This is a genomic window from Paenibacillus sp. J14 (assembly GCF_000518465.1).
Taxonomy (GTDB): Bacteria; Bacillota; Bacilli; order Paenibacillales; family Paenibacillaceae; genus Fontibacillus; species Fontibacillus barengoltzii.
The window spans coordinates 35,794-53,606 of record NZ_JADQ01000002.1 but is presented as its reverse complement, the minus strand read 5'-3'; the positions used below and the strand labels follow the sequence as shown (position 1 = coordinate 53,606).

11 protein-coding genes and 1 pseudogene are annotated in these 17,813 nt (G+C 53.1%); 3 read left to right on the top strand and 9 right to left on the bottom strand.

Going from position 1 to position 17,813, the window contains the following annotated elements; genetic code table 11:
- From M891_RS0100970 to M891_RS0100930, 9 genes and pseudogenes are all read right to left on the bottom strand, one after another.
- Window positions 1-369 carry an MmcQ/YjbR family DNA-binding protein gene (locus tag M891_RS0100970; RefSeq protein WP_028537477.1) on the bottom strand — a complete coding sequence of 123 codons (369 nt, stop codon included), beginning with the start codon at window positions 367-369 and terminating at the stop codon, window positions 1-3.
- Window positions 370-404: 35 nt separating this feature from the next.
- Entirely contained in the window at window positions 405-731 is a 327-nt protein-coding gene (locus tag M891_RS0100965; protein WP_028537476.1) for a glycoside hydrolase N-terminal domain-containing protein, read from the bottom strand.
- Entirely contained in the window at window positions 728-3,181 is a 2,454-nt protein-coding gene (locus M891_RS0100960; RefSeq protein ID WP_028537475.1) for a glycoside hydrolase family 95 protein, read from the bottom strand. The genes M891_RS0100965 and M891_RS0100960 overlap by 4 nt, the downstream gene beginning before the upstream one ends.
- Before the next feature lie 26 nt (window positions 3,182-3,207).
- Window positions 3,208-4,926, bottom strand: a complete 1,719-nt coding sequence (locus tag M891_RS23040) for a right-handed parallel beta-helix repeat-containing protein (protein ID WP_157268731.1) — start codon at window positions 4,924-4,926, stop codon at window positions 3,208-3,210.
- A gap of 228 nt (window positions 4,927-5,154) precedes the next feature.
- Window positions 5,155-6,822 (bottom strand): annotated as a pseudogene (locus tag M891_RS23035) (extracellular solute-binding protein).
- 139 nt (window positions 6,823-6,961) lie between these two features.
- Window positions 6,962-7,867 carry a carbohydrate ABC transporter permease gene (locus tag M891_RS0100945; RefSeq protein WP_028537474.1) on the bottom strand — a complete coding sequence of 302 codons (906 nt, stop codon included), beginning with the start codon at window positions 7,865-7,867 and terminating at the stop codon, window positions 6,962-6,964.
- 15 nt (window positions 7,868-7,882) lie between these two features.
- Window positions 7,883-8,767: an ABC transporter permease gene (locus M891_RS0100940; protein WP_028537473.1), complete on the bottom strand. Its 885-nt coding sequence runs from the start codon at window positions 8,765-8,767 to the stop codon at window positions 7,883-7,885.
- A 339-nt stretch (window positions 8,768-9,106) separates the two neighbouring features.
- Window positions 9,107-11,221, bottom strand: a complete 2,115-nt coding sequence (locus tag M891_RS23030; RefSeq protein ID WP_139816617.1) for a helix-turn-helix domain-containing protein — start codon at window positions 11,219-11,221, stop codon at window positions 9,107-9,109.
- Window positions 11,222-11,646: 425 nt separating this feature from the next.
- The gene (locus tag M891_RS0100930) at window positions 11,647-12,540 is read right to left on the bottom strand and encodes a proline iminopeptidase-family hydrolase (protein WP_028537472.1); all 894 of its coding nucleotides are present in this window, start codon (window positions 12,538-12,540) and stop codon (window positions 11,647-11,649) included.
- 194 nt (window positions 12,541-12,734) lie between these two features.
- Between M891_RS0100930 and M891_RS0100925 the strand changes: the two genes are divergently transcribed.
- From M891_RS0100925 to M891_RS0100915, 3 genes are all read left to right on the top strand, one after another.
- A complete protein-coding gene (locus tag M891_RS0100925) occupies window positions 12,735-14,945 on the top strand; it encodes a helix-turn-helix domain-containing protein (protein WP_028537471.1) in 2,211 nt (736 codons plus the stop codon).
- Between the two features lie 43 nt (window positions 14,946-14,988).
- Window positions 14,989-16,596, top strand: a complete 1,608-nt coding sequence (locus tag M891_RS0100920) for an extracellular solute-binding protein (protein WP_028537470.1) — start codon at window positions 14,989-14,991, stop codon at window positions 16,594-16,596.
- Between the two features lie 253 nt (window positions 16,597-16,849).
- Entirely contained in the window at window positions 16,850-17,797 is a 948-nt protein-coding gene (locus M891_RS0100915; RefSeq protein ID WP_036699101.1) for an ABC transporter permease, read from the top strand.
- The last annotated feature ends 16 nt before the right edge of the window (window positions 17,798-17,813 follow it).

The following is a 17,813-nucleotide window of genomic DNA, read 5'->3' as shown; positions in this document are numbered from 1 at the left end:
TTATCCACCGATGCGCATCAGGATTGCCTCACGGGCGGCTTTCGTCATTCCACGGAGCACCAGATCGTACGAGTGGTCGATCATCGCCTGCAATTCGTCCATCGACAAGCTGCCATCTGCGGTGACTGTATTCCAGTGCTTTTTGTTCAAATGATACCCCGGCTTCACGCATTCGTGCTGTTCCCGGAGATTGGCAGCGATCATGGGGTCACATTTCAGCGAGATGCTTGCTGTTTCATCATCGGCGGTAACAGGCAGCAGAGCGAACATTTTGCCCCCGACCTTGATGACCGTCGTATCCGGGCCAAAAGGATACTCCTCGACCGCCCCTTTTTTGGACAAACAATATTCAACCAACTTACGGTACACGACCCTTCCCCCTCATTGGCTTGCTTATGTTGTAACTATACGTCAGATGGGTGCCGAAGTTTCGCTTCGGCGGTTGCAGCGTTTGCTTCGCCAGCTGTTCGCCGCCCGCGTAATCGTCGGCGAACAGCCGCTCGCGAATCGCGGCCAGCGCCGCCTGTGCCTCCGAGCCCGGCGGCGCCAACCTCCTCCGCTTGGCCGGACCAATAGGTCGATTCGGTCAGGTTCCAGACCTCGCGCTCCGGTGCGGCCATCACGACGGCGCCGATCCGCCCGATGCCCGCGGGCAGCCCCTCAGACCAGCCTGCAGCCGGCTTGTCATACCAGAGCTTGGTTGCGCCATGCTCCGCCGCATTCACCTTCATGGCCGAGCCACCGCCTCGCCGGCAGCCATCCGGTCGTCCGGGATCAGTCGATATGTTGCCCCGGCTTCCGTCTCAAATCGGAGGTCGCCATCCTCCATCGTTTCCACGGCCACCTTCACACCGCCGTGGTATACGGTCAGCGGCGTCCCTCCGTTGAGGCCGACCCGAACACGGCAGGCATGGCCCAGCGTCGACACGATCTTGGCCTCAGCCAGCTTGCCGTTCGCCCAGCGCAGGCTAACCTCGAAGCCGCCGCGGGCGCAAAGGCCGCGGACCTCGCCGTCCGACCAAGCCTCCGGCAGAGCGGGCAGCAGCACCAGCGCGGGGCGGTGCGACTGCAGCAACATTTCGGCGATGCCCGCCGAAGCGGCAAAGTTGCCGTCAATCTGGAACGGCGGATGCGCGCCCAACAGGCTGGCGTATACGCCGCCGTGGTTATAGCGCTCCGTTTCGCCGTCCTTCACCAGCCGCAGCATATTGCCGAGCAGCCGCAGCGCCCGATCGCCGTCGCCGAACCGGCTCCATAGGGCAACTCGCCAGCCTAGGCTCCAGCCGGTGCTTTCATCGCCCCGCCGCTCCAGCACTTGCCGCGCAGCGGCGAACAGCTCCGGCGTCTCCTCGACCGAGAGCTGGCGGCCGGGATAGACACCCACCAGGTGGGAGGTGTGCCGATGATGGACATCCTCATCCTCGAAATCCCGGCTCCACTCCTGCAGTTGCCCATACTTCCCAACCTGCAGCGGCAAGAGCCGCTCCCGGGTCTGCCGCAGTTCCTCGCGGAACGCTTCATCAATGCCAAGCACACCCGCCGCGTCAATGCAGTTCGTAAATAACTCCCAGATGAGTGACAAATCCATGGTGGCTCCCTCACTGATCCCCGCTACACCGCTTGCCGTGCGGAATTTATGCTCCGGCGAGGTCGATGGCGAAGTGACGAGATAGCCGGACTCGTCTTCGATCAGCCAGTCGAGGGCAAACATCGCGGCGTCCTTCATGATGGGATAAGCAAAATCATGTAAATATGCGACGTCCCCGCCAAAGACGTAATGCTCCCATAAATGCTGGGTTAACCAGACACCGCCCATTGGCCACAACGCCCAGACCGGATCGCCATCGCCGAAATCGCCTACCGGGGCGGTTTGTCCCCAAATGTCCGAGTTGTGATGAGCCACCCACCCCCGAGTACCGTAGTTGACGGAGGCCGTTTTCGCCCCATTCTCAGCCAGGTTGCCGATCATCTCCAGCAACGGCCAGTGGCACTCTGCCAGGTTGCATACCTCGGCCGGCCAATAGTTCATTTCCGCATTGATATTTAGCGTCCAGTTGCTGCTCCACGGCGGCCGAGTCATCGCGTTCCAGATTCCTTGCAGGTTGGCCGCCTGCGTCCCAGGTCGGGAGCTGGAGATCAGCAAATATCTGCCGTAATGGAACAGCAGCTCGACCAGCCCCGGATCAGCGGCTCCGTACTCGACGATCCGCCGCTCCGTGTCCAGTCCTTCCGGAGCTGCTGTCTTCCCTAACCGCAGGCTGACTCGGTTAAACAGGGCTTGGTAGTCCTCGATATGCCGAGCTTGAATCTCCCGATAACGGCTGCCCAATGCACCAGCCAAGTCCGCCTTGGCCCGAGATGCAGCCACTTCCGCCGGAATCGATTCCGGTCGCCCCGCACCGGGGATTTGATCGAATCGATCAAAGCTTGTCGCGGCGCTGAAATACAATACCGCCTCTGTAGCATCGAGCACGCGAATCCCGTCCCCATGGGCGCTGACCCGGCCGTCGGTTTCTGCAACCGCCAGTCGTCCCTCAAAAGCCATCGCCGGTGAGATTTCCGGATCGCCGTAGCGGATCGGGCGATCTGCGCTCACGTAGTTCGGCTCCACCCGTTCCGGAGCTGTCCCCCGCAGCACGAATGCCCCATCTTCCACAGCAGTATCGTGGCGGAGCGGGCTGTCGAGTCGTGCATGAAAAGCAAGCGCTCCCGGTTGGCTGCACGTCAGCCGCATGGCGATGATCCGATCGGGATGGGAAGCGATGACTTCACGCTTATAGCTTACTTCCCCAACGTTGTATTCCGTCACGTGGACAGCGTTTGCCAAATCCAGCGTGCGCCGGTAATTCCGACAGGCGGCTCCGTGCTCGAAGGTCAGCTGTAAATCGCCAAACGGCAAATAGGATTCCGTGTATGGCCCCAGCATCTGGCGCCCCAGTTGATCCGCCTCCTCGTAGCGGCCTTCCCGGACCAGCTTCCTTACCTCAGGCAGTACCTGCCGGGCGGAAGGATTGTTCCAATCGCGCGGATATCCGGACCACAACGTATCTTCATTCAGACTGATCGTTTCCCGTTCCACCCCGCCGTAAATCATCGCGCCAAGGCGTCCGTTTCCGATCGGCAATGCTTCGGTCCAGACCGCAGCCGGTCTGTCGTACTGTAGCCTAGTGTTTTGCTCCATTTTTGCTTTCCTCCCCTACCAGATCTTTATTTACTCTTCACCTGCTCGTCATCGCCAAGAAACACATTGTCTGCGATCACCGCATCCGGGCATGCCTCCAAGATGACGACACTTCCCTGGTCAAATTCCCCAGCGAACGCCAGCGATATCTCGTTCCCTCGAAACACCAAGTCCTGTACGCAACGTGCGGACAGCAGCAAGCCGCACACCGATTCGAAACGATTGTGCACGATGGCAATTCCGCGATGAACCGCTATCTCCGGATGTACCTCCCGATTCTCTGGCGCAATGGTGATCACTGCATGCGTTTCGCTGCCGCAGTCGAAGAATTGATTATCCTCGATGACCATCTCCTCAACTGCACCTGACTCAAACCAGGAGCTCGCATCAGCCGCAACAAGAATGGCGCTCATCTGTATCCCTTCAAATACGTTACCATGGATCACGATTCGCCGCCGCGTGGAAGCCAGCACCCCGCGCGTCGGAATACGGGCGAAAAGGTTGCCCGTAATTTCCACCTCCGGGGACCAGGTGACGTTCTCGATCACATCTTGCGGCCTCATCTCCCTTGGGGTTGGCTGCTCCAGCGTAAGCAGCAGCTCGCGAGGGTTTAACCGCAGAACCTCGCTCACCCTGCCGCTCCCGTAGGTCACCAGCGTATCCGCATGAACGAAGCCGATCTCGTCCCCGGCACGGAAAGCCGGGATCCCATAAGTTTGAGGATGCATGAATCTTACCAACAGCTGATTAGGCGCCGGACGGCCAACAATTTGCAGGTAGGTCCCATGGACGTTAATCGCGTCGTCATGTGCCCCGGCAAACCGGCAATCCCGAATCACCGCTTGCCCCCGGCAGCCTGACAGATGGATGAAATCCGCGAAGCCGGCCACCGTCCGGCCGCTTTCGGCCCTTGGCGACAGGTCCAGGCGCTCGAAAACGAGGTTTTCGCTGAATTGTCCCACCAGCCCTAGCCCATGCATAAAATGAAACCCGCAGCCTGTGAACGTGATATTCGCACTTTCATGGACAAGGACGCCTACTTGATCACGGATTCCATCCCGCATCTGAACTACGCGACCGGGGGCCAATCCCTCAGGTATACCGCGGTCAAAATAAAACCTGATCCGACCAGGACCAACTTCCTCCACCAGGGTCGTCTTCCGCTCCAGCCAATTGTCCACCCGCCAGGTTGTATTTTCCGCCGGTTCACATAGCTGCATCGGCCCAGACTGAAAGCGCCAGCCCTCACCAACCCATGTCAGTCGGCCTTCCTGAATAGCATACCTCGAATCGGGATGCACCACCGCCTCCATCCAACACGCCTCAGGCTCGCAATGCACCACGGTCATTTCTGCCACCGTCGGTTGGGCGTAATCGAAGTGAAGGTCCTGGATGACGATGTCCTTGCTGCCGTCGATCAGCAGCATTGTCTGCTTGCCGTGGAACATGAACAGAGACCCGTTCCCCTTAATGGTCAACTGCTTTTGTCCTTTCAGCAGCATCCCAATTGTTTTCGTAATATCGAAATGCTCCTCTTCACTTGCGGTATTGGTGACATGATAAGGAGCCCGAATCGCCGATTGCGGATAAAAATGATACCGGCCCAAAGGCACCTCCAGCACAACAGGCCCTTCTGTTTGCATAGCGGCTTCCAGCGCCATCTGCATCGCGGGCTGCGTATCCTCTTGCGTATCCGGCCGAGCCCCATAATCACTTAAGGAGAGCACAATCACAGGTAGGTTCATCCTCCTCGGGCACCTCCATTCGGAGCGTATCCCACATGTGTTCAGAAGCTAGTCCTGGCGTTATCCTATCTTCGCTCAACATACCACATCTGCTCCTCTCCATCTATCACTGTTTTGGAAAAATAATGCCGGAAAATGTCCCTTTTGGGGGCTGAGAAAAAAGGAATGCCGGCCCAAAGGCCGGCTTCCTTGATTCAAGCCGCGATCATGCGACCAGAGAGGATCTAATTATTTCGCCAATTGATCATAAGCCTTCTGCAGGATCTCCAGATAACGATCCAGCTTCAGATCCTTCAGCCCTTTCACATAAGCGTCCCAATCCTTGTTCAGATCCTTGTTGCCCGTGATGAACTGCAGTTGGCTCTGCTCAATATAATTTTTCAGGTTCGTTTGCAGCATGCTGGCTTCGTCAATTTCGCTCGGATCGATCCAGATCGCCCAGATAGGGAAAATCTCACTCGGCTCATGCCCCTGATAGAGGAGCGTAGCGTTGTACAATCTGCGTTCATAGCCGTCCGAAGCATAAATATCTTCACCTTGAACCCAAGTGTCGCGATACTCCTTCGGCATATAGAAATGCCCCATGCCGCTCCAGCCTGCATTACGCGGTGCTTCGCCTTCCTTCATCGGGATTTGCTTGACCATCGGCGTTGCATTTTCGCCCAGCGCTTTATCCCCAGGCTCCGGATCGGTCCAGTCGATGCCCTTCAAGCCGCTGGCGGCATTCGTTTGGCCTTCCGGCGTGTACATGTAGTCAATCGCTTTAATCAAAGCGATTTGCGCTTCCTCGCTGGCCTTATTCGTAATGACGAATTTCGCCCCAGAGGTGACGCCGCCGTTGTCATGCGTCGCATACGAAACCCCATTTGGCCCGCTCAAAGGCGCCAGCGGGTTATAATGGGCGGAACGCGAGTTGCCCGGATCGATGTTGATGAAGATCGCAGGATGCATACCTGCCCCGGCACCGAGAATTTCCGCATCTGCGTTTTCCCCGATTTTCTTGTAGGCTTCCGCGTTTTACGTAAAGGCCCCCGGGTCAATCAACCCTTCATCATACAGCGATTTGATATAAGCCAAACCTTCTCTCCATTCCGGCTTGATCGCTGCCGAGACGACCTTCCCATTCTCCAGATTTAAGTAGTTGCGGTCGTCGTCATATACGAAGGCATTCATCAGATACGGCACGATACGTACGCCAAAGTCTTCAATGGAACCGCTGAGCGGCACTTCGTCGGCTTTGCCGTTACCGTTTGGATCTTGAGTTTTGAACGCCTGCAGCATCGCTTTGAACTCTTCCGTTGTTTTAGGCTCTTCCAGATTCAGCTTCTTCAGCCACTCGGTATTCACCCACATTTTGTTCGGATAAGAGCAGTGGAAGCACTCCGTATAAGCGCCAAGCCCGTAAATATTACCGTCCGGAGCTGTGTACAGCGCTTTCATTTCTGGCGTTTCTTCCACGGCCTTTTTAATGTTAGGGGCATATTTATCGATCAGGTCGTTCAGCGGAATCAACACCCCTTGCTGGCCGTATTTAAGTACATCCGCTTGAGAGAACTCATCGATATATGCCGTCAACAGGTAAGCCTCCGGGTAATCGCCGCTCGCCAATGAAATTTGGCGTTTCTCCTTCGCGCCGTCAGACGGGTTAATCTGCCAATTAAATTTAATGTTAAACTTCTCTTCCAAAAACTTCGTAAACTTGTTGGTCGGAATGTCGATGCCCGATTCCTGAACAGCGAACACGCTGATTTCCACCGGTTTCGTGGATTCGGCGCCGCCGGACGAGCCGTTGCCTTGGGCGCTGTTCGAGCTCTCTGTATTTTTCCCCGAACAGCCGCTGAGGACCAGCGTAACCGCTAGAACCAGCATGAACATACTAAGCAGGGTTTTTTTCAAATTTGATCGCTCCCTTTTTGTATAGATGTCATTCGTTTCCCTTCTGCAACTCTCATGGTGCCAATCGAGAGCATCACCTCCTTCTATCATGAAGTCCGCCGCCTTTTGGCGCAACCGCTACTTTATGGAGGAGCAGGAATCAGCCTTTCACTGAACCAACCAACATCCCTTGAACAAAATAGCGCTGCACAAACGGATAAATGATCAGCACCGGCAGCGTGGCCACCACAATTAACGAGTATTTCAGCAATTCAGCCAACTGCTGCTTCTCGACCATGGCGATCGCATCCATGTTGCTGCCGCTGTTGTTCTGGATAATGATGCTTCGCAAGATCAGCTGCAGCGGGAACAGATCCGCCGACTTCAAGTAAATCAACGCATCGAAATAAGCGTTCCACTGCCCAACTGCATACATCAGCACGAGTACGGCAATGATGGGTTTCGACAACGGCAGCACTACGCTCCAGATGAACCTCAGATCGCTGCAGCCGTCGATTTCACTTGCTTCCAGCAGCTCCTCGGGAATCGAGGTCTGGAAGAAGGAGCGGGCGATGATCACCTGCCAGACCCAGATCGCATTGGGGATCAGAAGGGCCCAGCGCGTATCGATTAGATTCAGCCCCTTCACCACCATATAAGTCGGAATCAAGCCCCCGCTAAAAATCATCGTGAAGGTAATAAACATCATTAACGCGTTTCGTCCGAAGAACGAACGGCGTGACAGCGGATAGGCAATCATGATGGTCAACGTGACACTGATCAGGGTTCCGGCGGTTGTATAAAAGATCGAGTTCAGGTAGCCGGTGATCACCTCACCTCTGCGAAACAATTCTTCAAAGCCTCTAAACGACAGGTCCACCGGCCACAACCAGACCCGGCCCGACGTAACCGCCGCCGGAGAGCTGATGGAGCTGCTGATGATATAGATGAGCGGATAAAGCACAATGATGACGAGCAGGGTCAGGATCACGTAGATGAAGCCAAGAAATATCCGGTCTCCTGCTGATTCTTTGATTCTTCGCTTTGAGGTTGCTATAGCTGCCATATCCTAACTCCTTTCCTACCAGATGCTGCTCTTCGTCAGCCGCTTGGCCAATCCGTTAACAGTCAGCAGCAGAACGAGATTGATGATGGAATTAAACAAACCAACCGCAGTGGCGAAGCTGTAGTTCGCATTCAGCAGGCCGATTCGATAAACGTAGGTTGCGATAATTTCGGAATTCACCAGGTTTAGCGGATTTTGCAGCAGGTACACCTTCTCGAAGCCGAGCGCCATGACGTTGCCGACGTTCAGGATCAGGATGATGACGATGGTTGGTACGATACCTGGCAAATCGACGTGGCGAATTTTTTGAAACCGCGAAGCGCCGTCCACCTTCGCCGCTTCATACAAGGTTGGATCAACTCCCGCCAAAGCAGCCAGATAGATCACAGCGTTATAACCGGCGGTTTGCCAAATGTCCGACCAGACGTAAATCGAGCGGAACATCCCCGGTTCCCCCAGGAAATTGATGGACTCAAACCCGAAGTAATTGAGAGCGACATTGGCAAAGCCGAGCCGAGGGGCAAGAAACAGCATAATAATCGACACCATAACCACCGTCGAAATGAAATACGGTGCAAAGGAAACCAGCTGCACGAATTTCTTGAAGCGGCCGGCGCGAATTTCATTGATCATTAACGCCAAAATGATCGGAATCGGAAATCCGGCAAGAATGAGATAACCGCTGAGAAAAATTGTGTTCTTCACCAACGTCCAAAACTGTGGATTTTCAAAGAACAGCTGGAAATGCTTGAACCCTACCCACGGACTTCCCCAGATCCCTTTGATCACGTTGTAGTCCTTAAACGCCAGCACCGCATTCAGCATCGGGTAATATTTAAAAATTAGAAAAAACAAAATGGGAGGAATGACCAGCAGATGCAGCTGCCAGTGCTTCTTGATATTTCTGCGTGCGGTCCGCCAGTAGCTGGCCTTGCGCTTGGCGTCCGGGACGTAATCCGGTTTGAAAGCAAGTTGTTTTTCCAGAACAATTCCCCCTATACGTTTGGTAAGCACCTTGATGGATATGATAGCGTTTTCTCGTTGAGTCGATCATAGGGCATGTTTGGCGGCATTGAACAGGTACACTTCCGTCTTTTGGCGTACAGTTCTCCCGTTTTTGAGGGAACATTCTTCGGTACGGGAGCCATGATTCCGCAAATAAAAAACAGCGACCGCCCCCTTCCCATTGGAAGGTACGGTCGCTGTGAAAGCCGGGATGAATCGTGAGGCCGCTTGGGATCAGTCCTGAAAGGACTGCCTGTAAGCGCTAGGGGAAACTCCCGTTAATCGTTTAAAAGCCCGCCGGAATGAGTGGGAACTGTTATACCCCACCCGGGCGGCAATTTCATCAACGGTATAGTTGCTCTCCTTCAGCAACAATGCGGCCTGATCCATCCGCACTTTAATCAGATGATCGGAATAATTCACTCCGGTCACTTCTTTAAACAGCTGGGAGATGTATTTCTCCGGTCGTTCCACGTGCTCTGCAACCCGATATAACGTCAGATCGGGATCGCAATAGGCTTCAGCTGTATACTCATAGATCTGTTTGATCAGTTGGGCGTGCGAATCCTTCTTCTTATTGGCGATAAAGCTGCACAACTCCTGCATGATCCCATGGATCTCCTGCTGAATCGTCTCCAGCGGGACCGTAGGGCTGATGTCCATGATTCGCTGCTTCACGCTCTCGAACAGCGGGGATTCCAGGAAGATCTTCTGATCCAGCAGCTTAAGGAATGTCCCCTTGATTTCCCCGACGAGTTGGTTTTTCATTTCCACCGACAGCTCGCGTTGCTCTAAATTCTGCGCGATGATCGCATCGATAATCTTCTGGGCTTCTTCCAACTCCCCAGCGCGGATCGTGCTGATCAGGCGGTGCTCCGTATCAAGCGGATAGTAGTACGTTGTGTTTGTACTTTGCGTTTCATGGCTCCACAGAATGCCTTTCTTGTTCAGATATACCGCATATTCCAGCGCCTGCTTCGCCTGGTCAAAGGATTGGCCAACCTCCGTGACGCTCGCAAAGGCTTCGCCAAATCCCGCTTGCATCGAGATTTTATACTCAGCGAACACATGCTGGACCAGCTCCTCCATCAGCGTAGTAATCCGCTCTTCCTCCGCCGGTCCTGGCAGGCGATCCGCCTCGCAGAAGAACAACAGGACGATTTTGTCCGACCCCAAATCGGTCATCGGCATCGGCCCTGCAAGCTCGGTGATCGTTTGCTTCATCAATAGCCTTGCGGCATTCAGCTCATTTAGAACCTCAACGGTATCCATGCCAGCGTATCCGTTGATCTGCAGTATCCCCACATAGCCTTCGCCTTGCCGAAGCGGGATGTCAGCCTGAGCCGCCGCAGAGACGATCTCTTCCCGCGATTCGAATTCCCCGGCAATCAGCCGCTTCAGGAAAGCGTCACGCACCAGCGGAAGCTGGCGGTGCAGCTCCGTCTCCAGCAGCTTGTTCTTCGTAATCATGCCGGCGATGTTCCCGCTTAGGAAGTCGAACTCGTTACGTCCTGTATCGTCATCCTTGCCAAACTGCTCCTTCATCACGCCGATCAAGCGATTAATTGGAAGACTGTTGCGGTAAGCCAGGAACAAGCCCACCAGCAATCCGATCAACATTGCGCCGCCGGTAATCATCCAGGAGATCCGTTTGATCTGGTCAGGTTTCTCCATTAGCGTGCTGCGAGGGATGCCGGCTTGGTACACCCAGCCGTTCTTATCCGATCGTGTGGTGATCACGAGATCATCACCATAAAATTGACTCGTCTTGTTCTCATCAAACTTCGGATCAGCGTGCAGCTTGGTGATATCCGGCACCTTTTCACCCTGAAGGAAGATCGTATTGCCCTTGGCGTCGTAGATATGAACCCACCCGCCACTCTGCTCCGTTAAGCCGGATAACAGCCCGGTCATCGTCTTCTGGTCGATCAGAACGACCACAATCGCTGGCGACGTATCGTTAAAGCTGTCCAGCGGCAGCGACTGCATGTAGGTGATCACAGAAGTTTTCACATCGCGTTGGATGAACGGGGTCAGCGGCTTGATTTCGCTGCGGTGAGTTTGGCCCAACACCTGCTGCTCCCATTCCTCAAACGATAGATTGTCGTAATGAAAATATTCATAATAATGCTCTGGCCGGTAGGACGACCCGGAGGTGATAATCAAATTATAATTCGCCAGATAGATGAAATAATTTTGCAAAAAATCGTTGGTTTGCCCAAACGTCAGCACGTTGCGCATCGCCTTCCAGATGCCGTACACATCCCTCTCCGTACCTCGGTCGTTCATCAAGGCGTTAATCTCCTGGCTGATCGCCAGCTGCCGAGTCATCCCCTCCACTTCCGCCATCCGGTGCTCGAGCAGCTCTTGGCTCTTCTCCAGCTGGATGACGCTGTTCTCAATCGAGATCGACTCTGTTACCGAAATGGAAGTCCGGTACGAGATGTACCCGCCGAAGCATGGGATGACCCCCCATCTTTTTTGGTAGCGCTCTCATATAACGGCCGAGCCGTCCGCTTTTTTCGTTTCATCATTATATCTACTGCGTATTTCTCTGTCCAGCGGCATGGAGCGCCCCTTCTATCCCAGCATATCGAGGTTCACCTCGATTGGATAGGGTACTCCTGGGTCGCCTAGCGTACATTTTTCCTTCTCTGTCCCCGTAAAAACCGCATCGTGGCGCGGGTTTGCAATCCTCTGCGGTTGTCCGTAACAAGAGCAGCAAAAAAGAGCAGCCCAAGCCCTCTCTAGAGCCGGGCTGCATGCGCTATCGTTCACATGAGGCTGAGTTCAACCTTATTCGTGAAGCTTCTCAACAAAGCCTTATACTCATCCGAGTCTTCCAAATAACCGTAATGGGCACTATTTTCAAACACATGAAATTGCGAATGGGGTACAAGCGATTGATAATACTGAGTCGATTCGGGGGTAGCCTCATCATAGCGCCCGCAGACAAACAATGCAGGAATCGCAATCTGATTCAACTCCGAAGTACAATCAAAGGTTTTCAAATTCCCTGTCGGACAGAACTCGGAAGGTCCCCACATCGTCAGATATACTTCGGAATTGGATTTTGCCCGATTCTGAATGACCACTTCCGGAAGAGGATCAATCCGGATTAAGTGCCTCTTGTAATATTCGTCAACCGCATTTCGGTACTCCTCAGAGTCGGTGGTCCCTCGTTCTTCATTGCGAACAATCGCCTCACGGACTTCTTGAGGCAGCTTGGAGATCAGAACATCTGCATCCCGTTTCCAGCGTTCCGCACTTAAGCATGGACTGGAAAAGGTAATGCTTCGCACGCCCTTCGGCTTCCGTTTTATTAAATAAGTGGCAGCCAGCATCGTTCCCCACGAATGCCCCAGAAGGTGAATTTCATCCAGATTTAATGCTTGTCTCACACATTCCAGCTCTTCAACAAACCGATCGAGCTGCCAGAGTGAAGGATCACCTGGCCGCTCCGAGTTCCCCGAGCCCAGCTGATCATAGAAAATAACCGGCCGCTCATCCGCCAGATCTTGAAGACCGGCTTTCAAGGAATGATGTGTCCCTCCAGGACCCCCATGCAATACAACCAGCGGTGTCTTGGAGCCGGTTCCTACTCGAACGAACCAGACTTTCCCCCCGGGAACATCAATATATCCTTCCTGTTCTGTTAGTTCCTCCATGTGTTCTCCGCCTTTCCCTAAATATGAGAATTATAATACTCCATCCTTCCCTCCCAGAGCAAAAGATCTTAAGTCAAGATGGTAAGCTTTACGCTCCTGCAACAAATAAAAAAATGAGAATTTGAAATAAATTGTGAATTAACAACAGGAATGGGATCTCTTATAATAAACGAAACGGTTTGGGAGAGTTGGTTATGCGAATGAACTGGTATTACCGTACGATTCTTTCCTATGCTCCGATCTTCTTCGTGATCATTTCTTCCATGATCTTCGTGATTTTCTTAGCCCTCAACAATGCTTCCGAGCGAAAATACTTGGAAACCAACAAAGCGATCCTTGATCGGATCGTCTTTCACGCGGATGCGAATCTCATGCTGATCGAGCGCAATGTCGTCAGTAAGCTGCTCATGGACAGCGAGATTCAGGACTACTTCGCCAACACCTCGCAAGATGCATTAGATGACTTCTTACTGCAGAAAAAGCTGATTGACCTAAGCTTAACTTTGCCTTTTGCCAACACCATTTACATTTACAATGAAGCCGAGCAACGAATTATTTCGGATTTGGGGTCCTATTCGCTCCGTTCATTTGGGGATGCAGACTTTCTGGCAGCCAACTACGGCAGAAAGGAAGCGGCAGGATGGTTTAATCCACGCTCATTCGCTTACTCGCCGCATGAGGAGGAAGCCCAGCAGGTGGTCTCCCTGGTGAAATTTGTATATACCGGAGACGATATGCGCGGAGCACTGGTGGTCAACGTATATCAGCGCTCTTTTATGGAATACCTTAATTCCTTTGGTGAAAGCGATTACAATCGAGTGAGACTAATTGATGCTGCTTCGCCATCCCCGGATCAAGTGACGGCCATGAACCCGATTCAAGTTCAATCGGATTATACCGGCTGGACCTATGTGTCAGAGGGGGTTCATGATCAGGGCTACAACTGGTTGTCCCTCTTCTCCAACGCGTGGATGGTCATTTGGATCATCTTGATCTTGCTGGCGCTGATCGGATTTACTATCATCACTCACATTCATTACAAACCGATCCAATCGATCACGGAAAAGGTCAGCCAATTCTCGAACCGAAAAAGTGAGGAGCTGGGCATTAAAGGGGCAAACAATGAGTTCACCTTCATCGAAATGGCGCTGGACCATCTCTTGAAGCGATCGCTGGATTACGAGAACCTGCACAAGGAAGACAGCTTGTTGCGGCAACAACGATTGTTTCATGATCTGTTAGCGGGTCATCTCGTGTTAACGGATGAAGAATTCCAGCAGCGACTGACCGAGTTTAATTTGTCTGCTCCCTATGACCGGTTAGGCGTGATGGTAGCCGAACTGGACCGATATGCCGAGTTTACAGATAGGTACAAGGTCAAAGACCAGAACTTGCTGAAGTTCATTGTTGAAAGCGCATTCCGCGATCTAGGCCAAAGCCATCATGTCTTCGTCTGGCATGCCTGGATGGAGCCGCATCGCATCGCCTTTGTCGTACATCACACCGCCGATTCACACAGCACCCAAGCGACCATCACCTATGCAGAGGAATTTAAAAAATGGATTCATCAGCATCTGGAGCTGACGCTGACGATCGGCATCGGAGCCGATTCAACCTCGATTGAGACCCTCGCTGATTCCTATCGGAACGCGGTGGAGAATGTGGAGCTGAAGACGGTACTAGGTATTCATTCCATCATCGATAATCGGCGAAGCGCAGGCATTCTAAATCTGGACCGATATGCGTATCTACAAGCATTGGATTATGCCGCCCAGTCCTTCCGTATGAATGATAGCGAATGGCGGGCGAAACTAACCCAAGTCTTGGGCGAACTCAGTAAAATGCAATTCCGCAAGCGGGATATGGTGGAGTTCGCTCAGGCGTTCCTTAAACGGATGGACCAGGTCGTATTGGCCATGTCCCCCCCTATCCAATCGCGCTGGAAAAGCGAGTATCAAGAGCGGTTCGCTAATCTAGCTGAAACGGTGGAGACGCTGGCAGAATTTCAAGAACAGTTCATGAGCCTCATGAATCAGTTCGAAGCCTGCGTGGAGGAAGACCGGCAAGCCCGCAGACATCATAGCTTGGCGATGCAGGCCAAGCATTACATCGATGCGCATTTCGCCGACCCCGGCCTCTCCCTGGTTCAAGTCAGCGACTATTTGAACCTGCAGCCCAGCGCCTTAAGTGTGATTTTCAAGGAGGAAATTGGGGAGAAATTTGTGGACTATGTCTTGAAGGTCCGGATGCAGCAAGCGAAGCAGCTCCTGTTGGAAACGGAGGACTCGATCCAGTCGGTGGCGATCAACAGCGGTTACCAGAACGTGAATTCCTTTTATCGCGCATTCAAGAAATTTCAGGACATTCCGCCAGGAGAGTACCGCAATATGCACCGCGCAACGTAAAAGACATAAAAACTGTGTTCCCAACGAGGAAGGAGGGTTCGCCATGCCCCTGTTGAGGTTGTGGTTATCAAAGCTGGCGCTCATCGTTATTCTGGGCGTCCTGTCGGGCTGCAGCGGATTTGGGGATCCGAATCTGCTGGGTTGGGCTGCCAGCCCTCTCCCAAACTTGGAATCAGACGAATTCACAGCCAATCATGATAGCTGGACAACACTTCGTATTGAACTGTTCGAACGGAGCAATAAACCGATCGGCGCCCCCACGATTACCGATAATCGGATGACGCAGTACATTCAGGAGCATTTCGGAAATCCGGAACGGATTAAGATCGAATTTGTCACCATCCCTCGGGCGGAGGAGGTCCGGCGGCTGCAGGTGTTAATGGCCGCTAATCAAGCGCCGGATATCGTGTTCACCTATGATCTGCCGACCGTCTACAATTTCTACACCCAAGGGAAATTGACCGATTTATCGCCTCTGCTGGACCAGTACGGATCCAGGTTGAAGGAGCTCCTCGGGGAAGAGATTTTGAGTTATGGACGTATGCAAGGAACACAGTTTGCGATTCCTGCAAAGCGGGTGCTGACGGCCCGAACCACGACCTTTATCCGTGAGGATTGGCTCCGCGAAGCTGGACTCTCCCTGCCGGAAACGACAGAGGAGTTTTACCGGGCGCTCCAAGTGTTTAAAAAGAATCGGTTGCAGAAGACCGGAGAGGTCATCTATCCTTTCGGTCAAATCGATTATTACCATACTGCCCCGCTGCAGTACTCGTTTTGGGATTGGGACCAGATCACCGAGGAGGACTTATACGCTGAGCCGGGTTGGACGATGCCCGGGAACAAGGAGGCGTTCCGATTCCTGAACCGTCTGTATCACGAGGGGTTGATTCATCCCGAATTCCATTTGGACCGGTTCGCCCAACAATTTCAGAAAGACCTGGTGAACGGTCGCGTTGGAGCCGCATCCCCCAATACAAATGAGCCTGTTTATATGGGATATCTGGCTGAACTGTTAAAGAATGACCCCAATGCCATCCTAACGCCAATCGATCCCTTCACCAGCGCCAACGGCAAGAAGACGAAGCCGATACTGGAAGATACGGGCATGTACATCATGGTTCCAAAAACGAGCAAAAACGCCGAAGCGGCGATGAAATATTTAAATTGGATGGCACAGCCGGAGAATATTATTACACTGCAGAACGGCGTGGAAGGCGTGACCTACCGGATGGAAGACGGCGTGCCGGTGACGCTGGAGAACGAGGATGCCAACCGTTTGTTATTTAACTATTTTGACTACTGCATCATTTTAAATGGGAAATATGTCAGCAGCCAGGACGAACGCTTAAATCTGAAAGCCAATGCGAACAACAAGCGCTTTGAAGAGTTTACGCGCAAGAGCGTGGAATACGGGATGAATGATGGGATCGAAACCCCGCGCATTCATGCGATTTTGCCTTCCGAAATTCGATATGCCGCTGCTTTAAATGAGAAGAACGACGAAATTTTCGTGAAGGTCATTACCGCGTCTCCGGAAGCGTTTGATGCCGTTTACGACGAGGAAGTTGCGGAGTATTTATCTATCGGCGGACAGCAGGTTCGTGAAGAGAAGCATCTGGCTTATCAGAAGCACAACGGCGGAGCACCGTAAGCCGCCCCCTCATGAATTGGGAGCAATCCAGTCATCCCAGAGAGGGTTCTTCCCTTTCTGGGATGATTTTTTTTGCCGATCCGCCTCCTTCCAGCCCCCGATATTAATTAAGGTTAGTCATATAAAAAAGGTGAAACCCCCCGCAAGAAAAAGAGAAGAAGCCCCCAAAAAAGGAGAATTTCCCCCCGCTTCCCCCTGTTGTATAGTAAGCAGCAACCAAGCCATGCACTTACCACCCGAAAGGAGGATGCCGATGCAAACGGAAACCAGGCAGTCCCGTGCCCCGCTCCCCGTCAAACGGCGGAACAGCATGGCTGCCTTCCAACGGCAATGGCCACTGTATCTGCTCATGCTATTGCCGATGACGTTCTTTATCGTATTTAAGTACATTCCAATGGCGGGCGTCGTGGTTGCTTTCAAGGACTACAACATTTTTCAAGGGATCTGGGCCAGTGAGTGGGTCGGATGGGACGTCTTTCGCGAGATCTTTGCGATGCCGCAATTCTACAAGGCGCTGCGCAACACGTTGATGCTTAACGTCTTCTCTCTGCTAACGTTCCCGGTTCCCATTATCCTGGCGATTATGCTGAACGAGCTGCGGGTTCATTGGTACAAACGCGTCAGCCAAACCTTGCTGTATTTGCCCCACTTCATCTCCTGGGTCATTGTCGGCGGGATGGTGCTTCAATTACTCGCAACCAATACGGGCAGCGTCAACGAGTTCATCAAGAGCCTCGGCGGCCGACCGATCCCGTTCCTCGAGGACACGGTACTGTGGATTTTAACCTACACGGGAGCCGGGGTTTGGCACTATGCAGGCTGGGGAACGATCCTTTATTTGGCAGCGCTTACAAGCATCAATAAGGAGCTTTATGAAGCTGCCGAGGTCGATGGAGCCAGCCGGCTGAGACGAATCTGGCATATTACGCTCCCCGGGATTAAGCCTACGATCGTAGTGCTGTTTATTATCCAGATCGGCCATATGGCGGATATCGGCTTCGAGCAGCCGTATGCCCTGCAGAACGGCTACGTCATGGATGTCGCTCAGGTGATCAGCACCTATGTGTACACGGTGGGCATTCAATCGGCTCAATTTGCGCTGGCGACCGCCGTGGGATTGTTCCAGTCGGTCATCGGGCTGATTCTGCTGCTCACGGCCGAACTCATATCCCGAAAAGTAAACCAGCAAGGCATCTTCTAGTCAAGGAGGGAGCGAA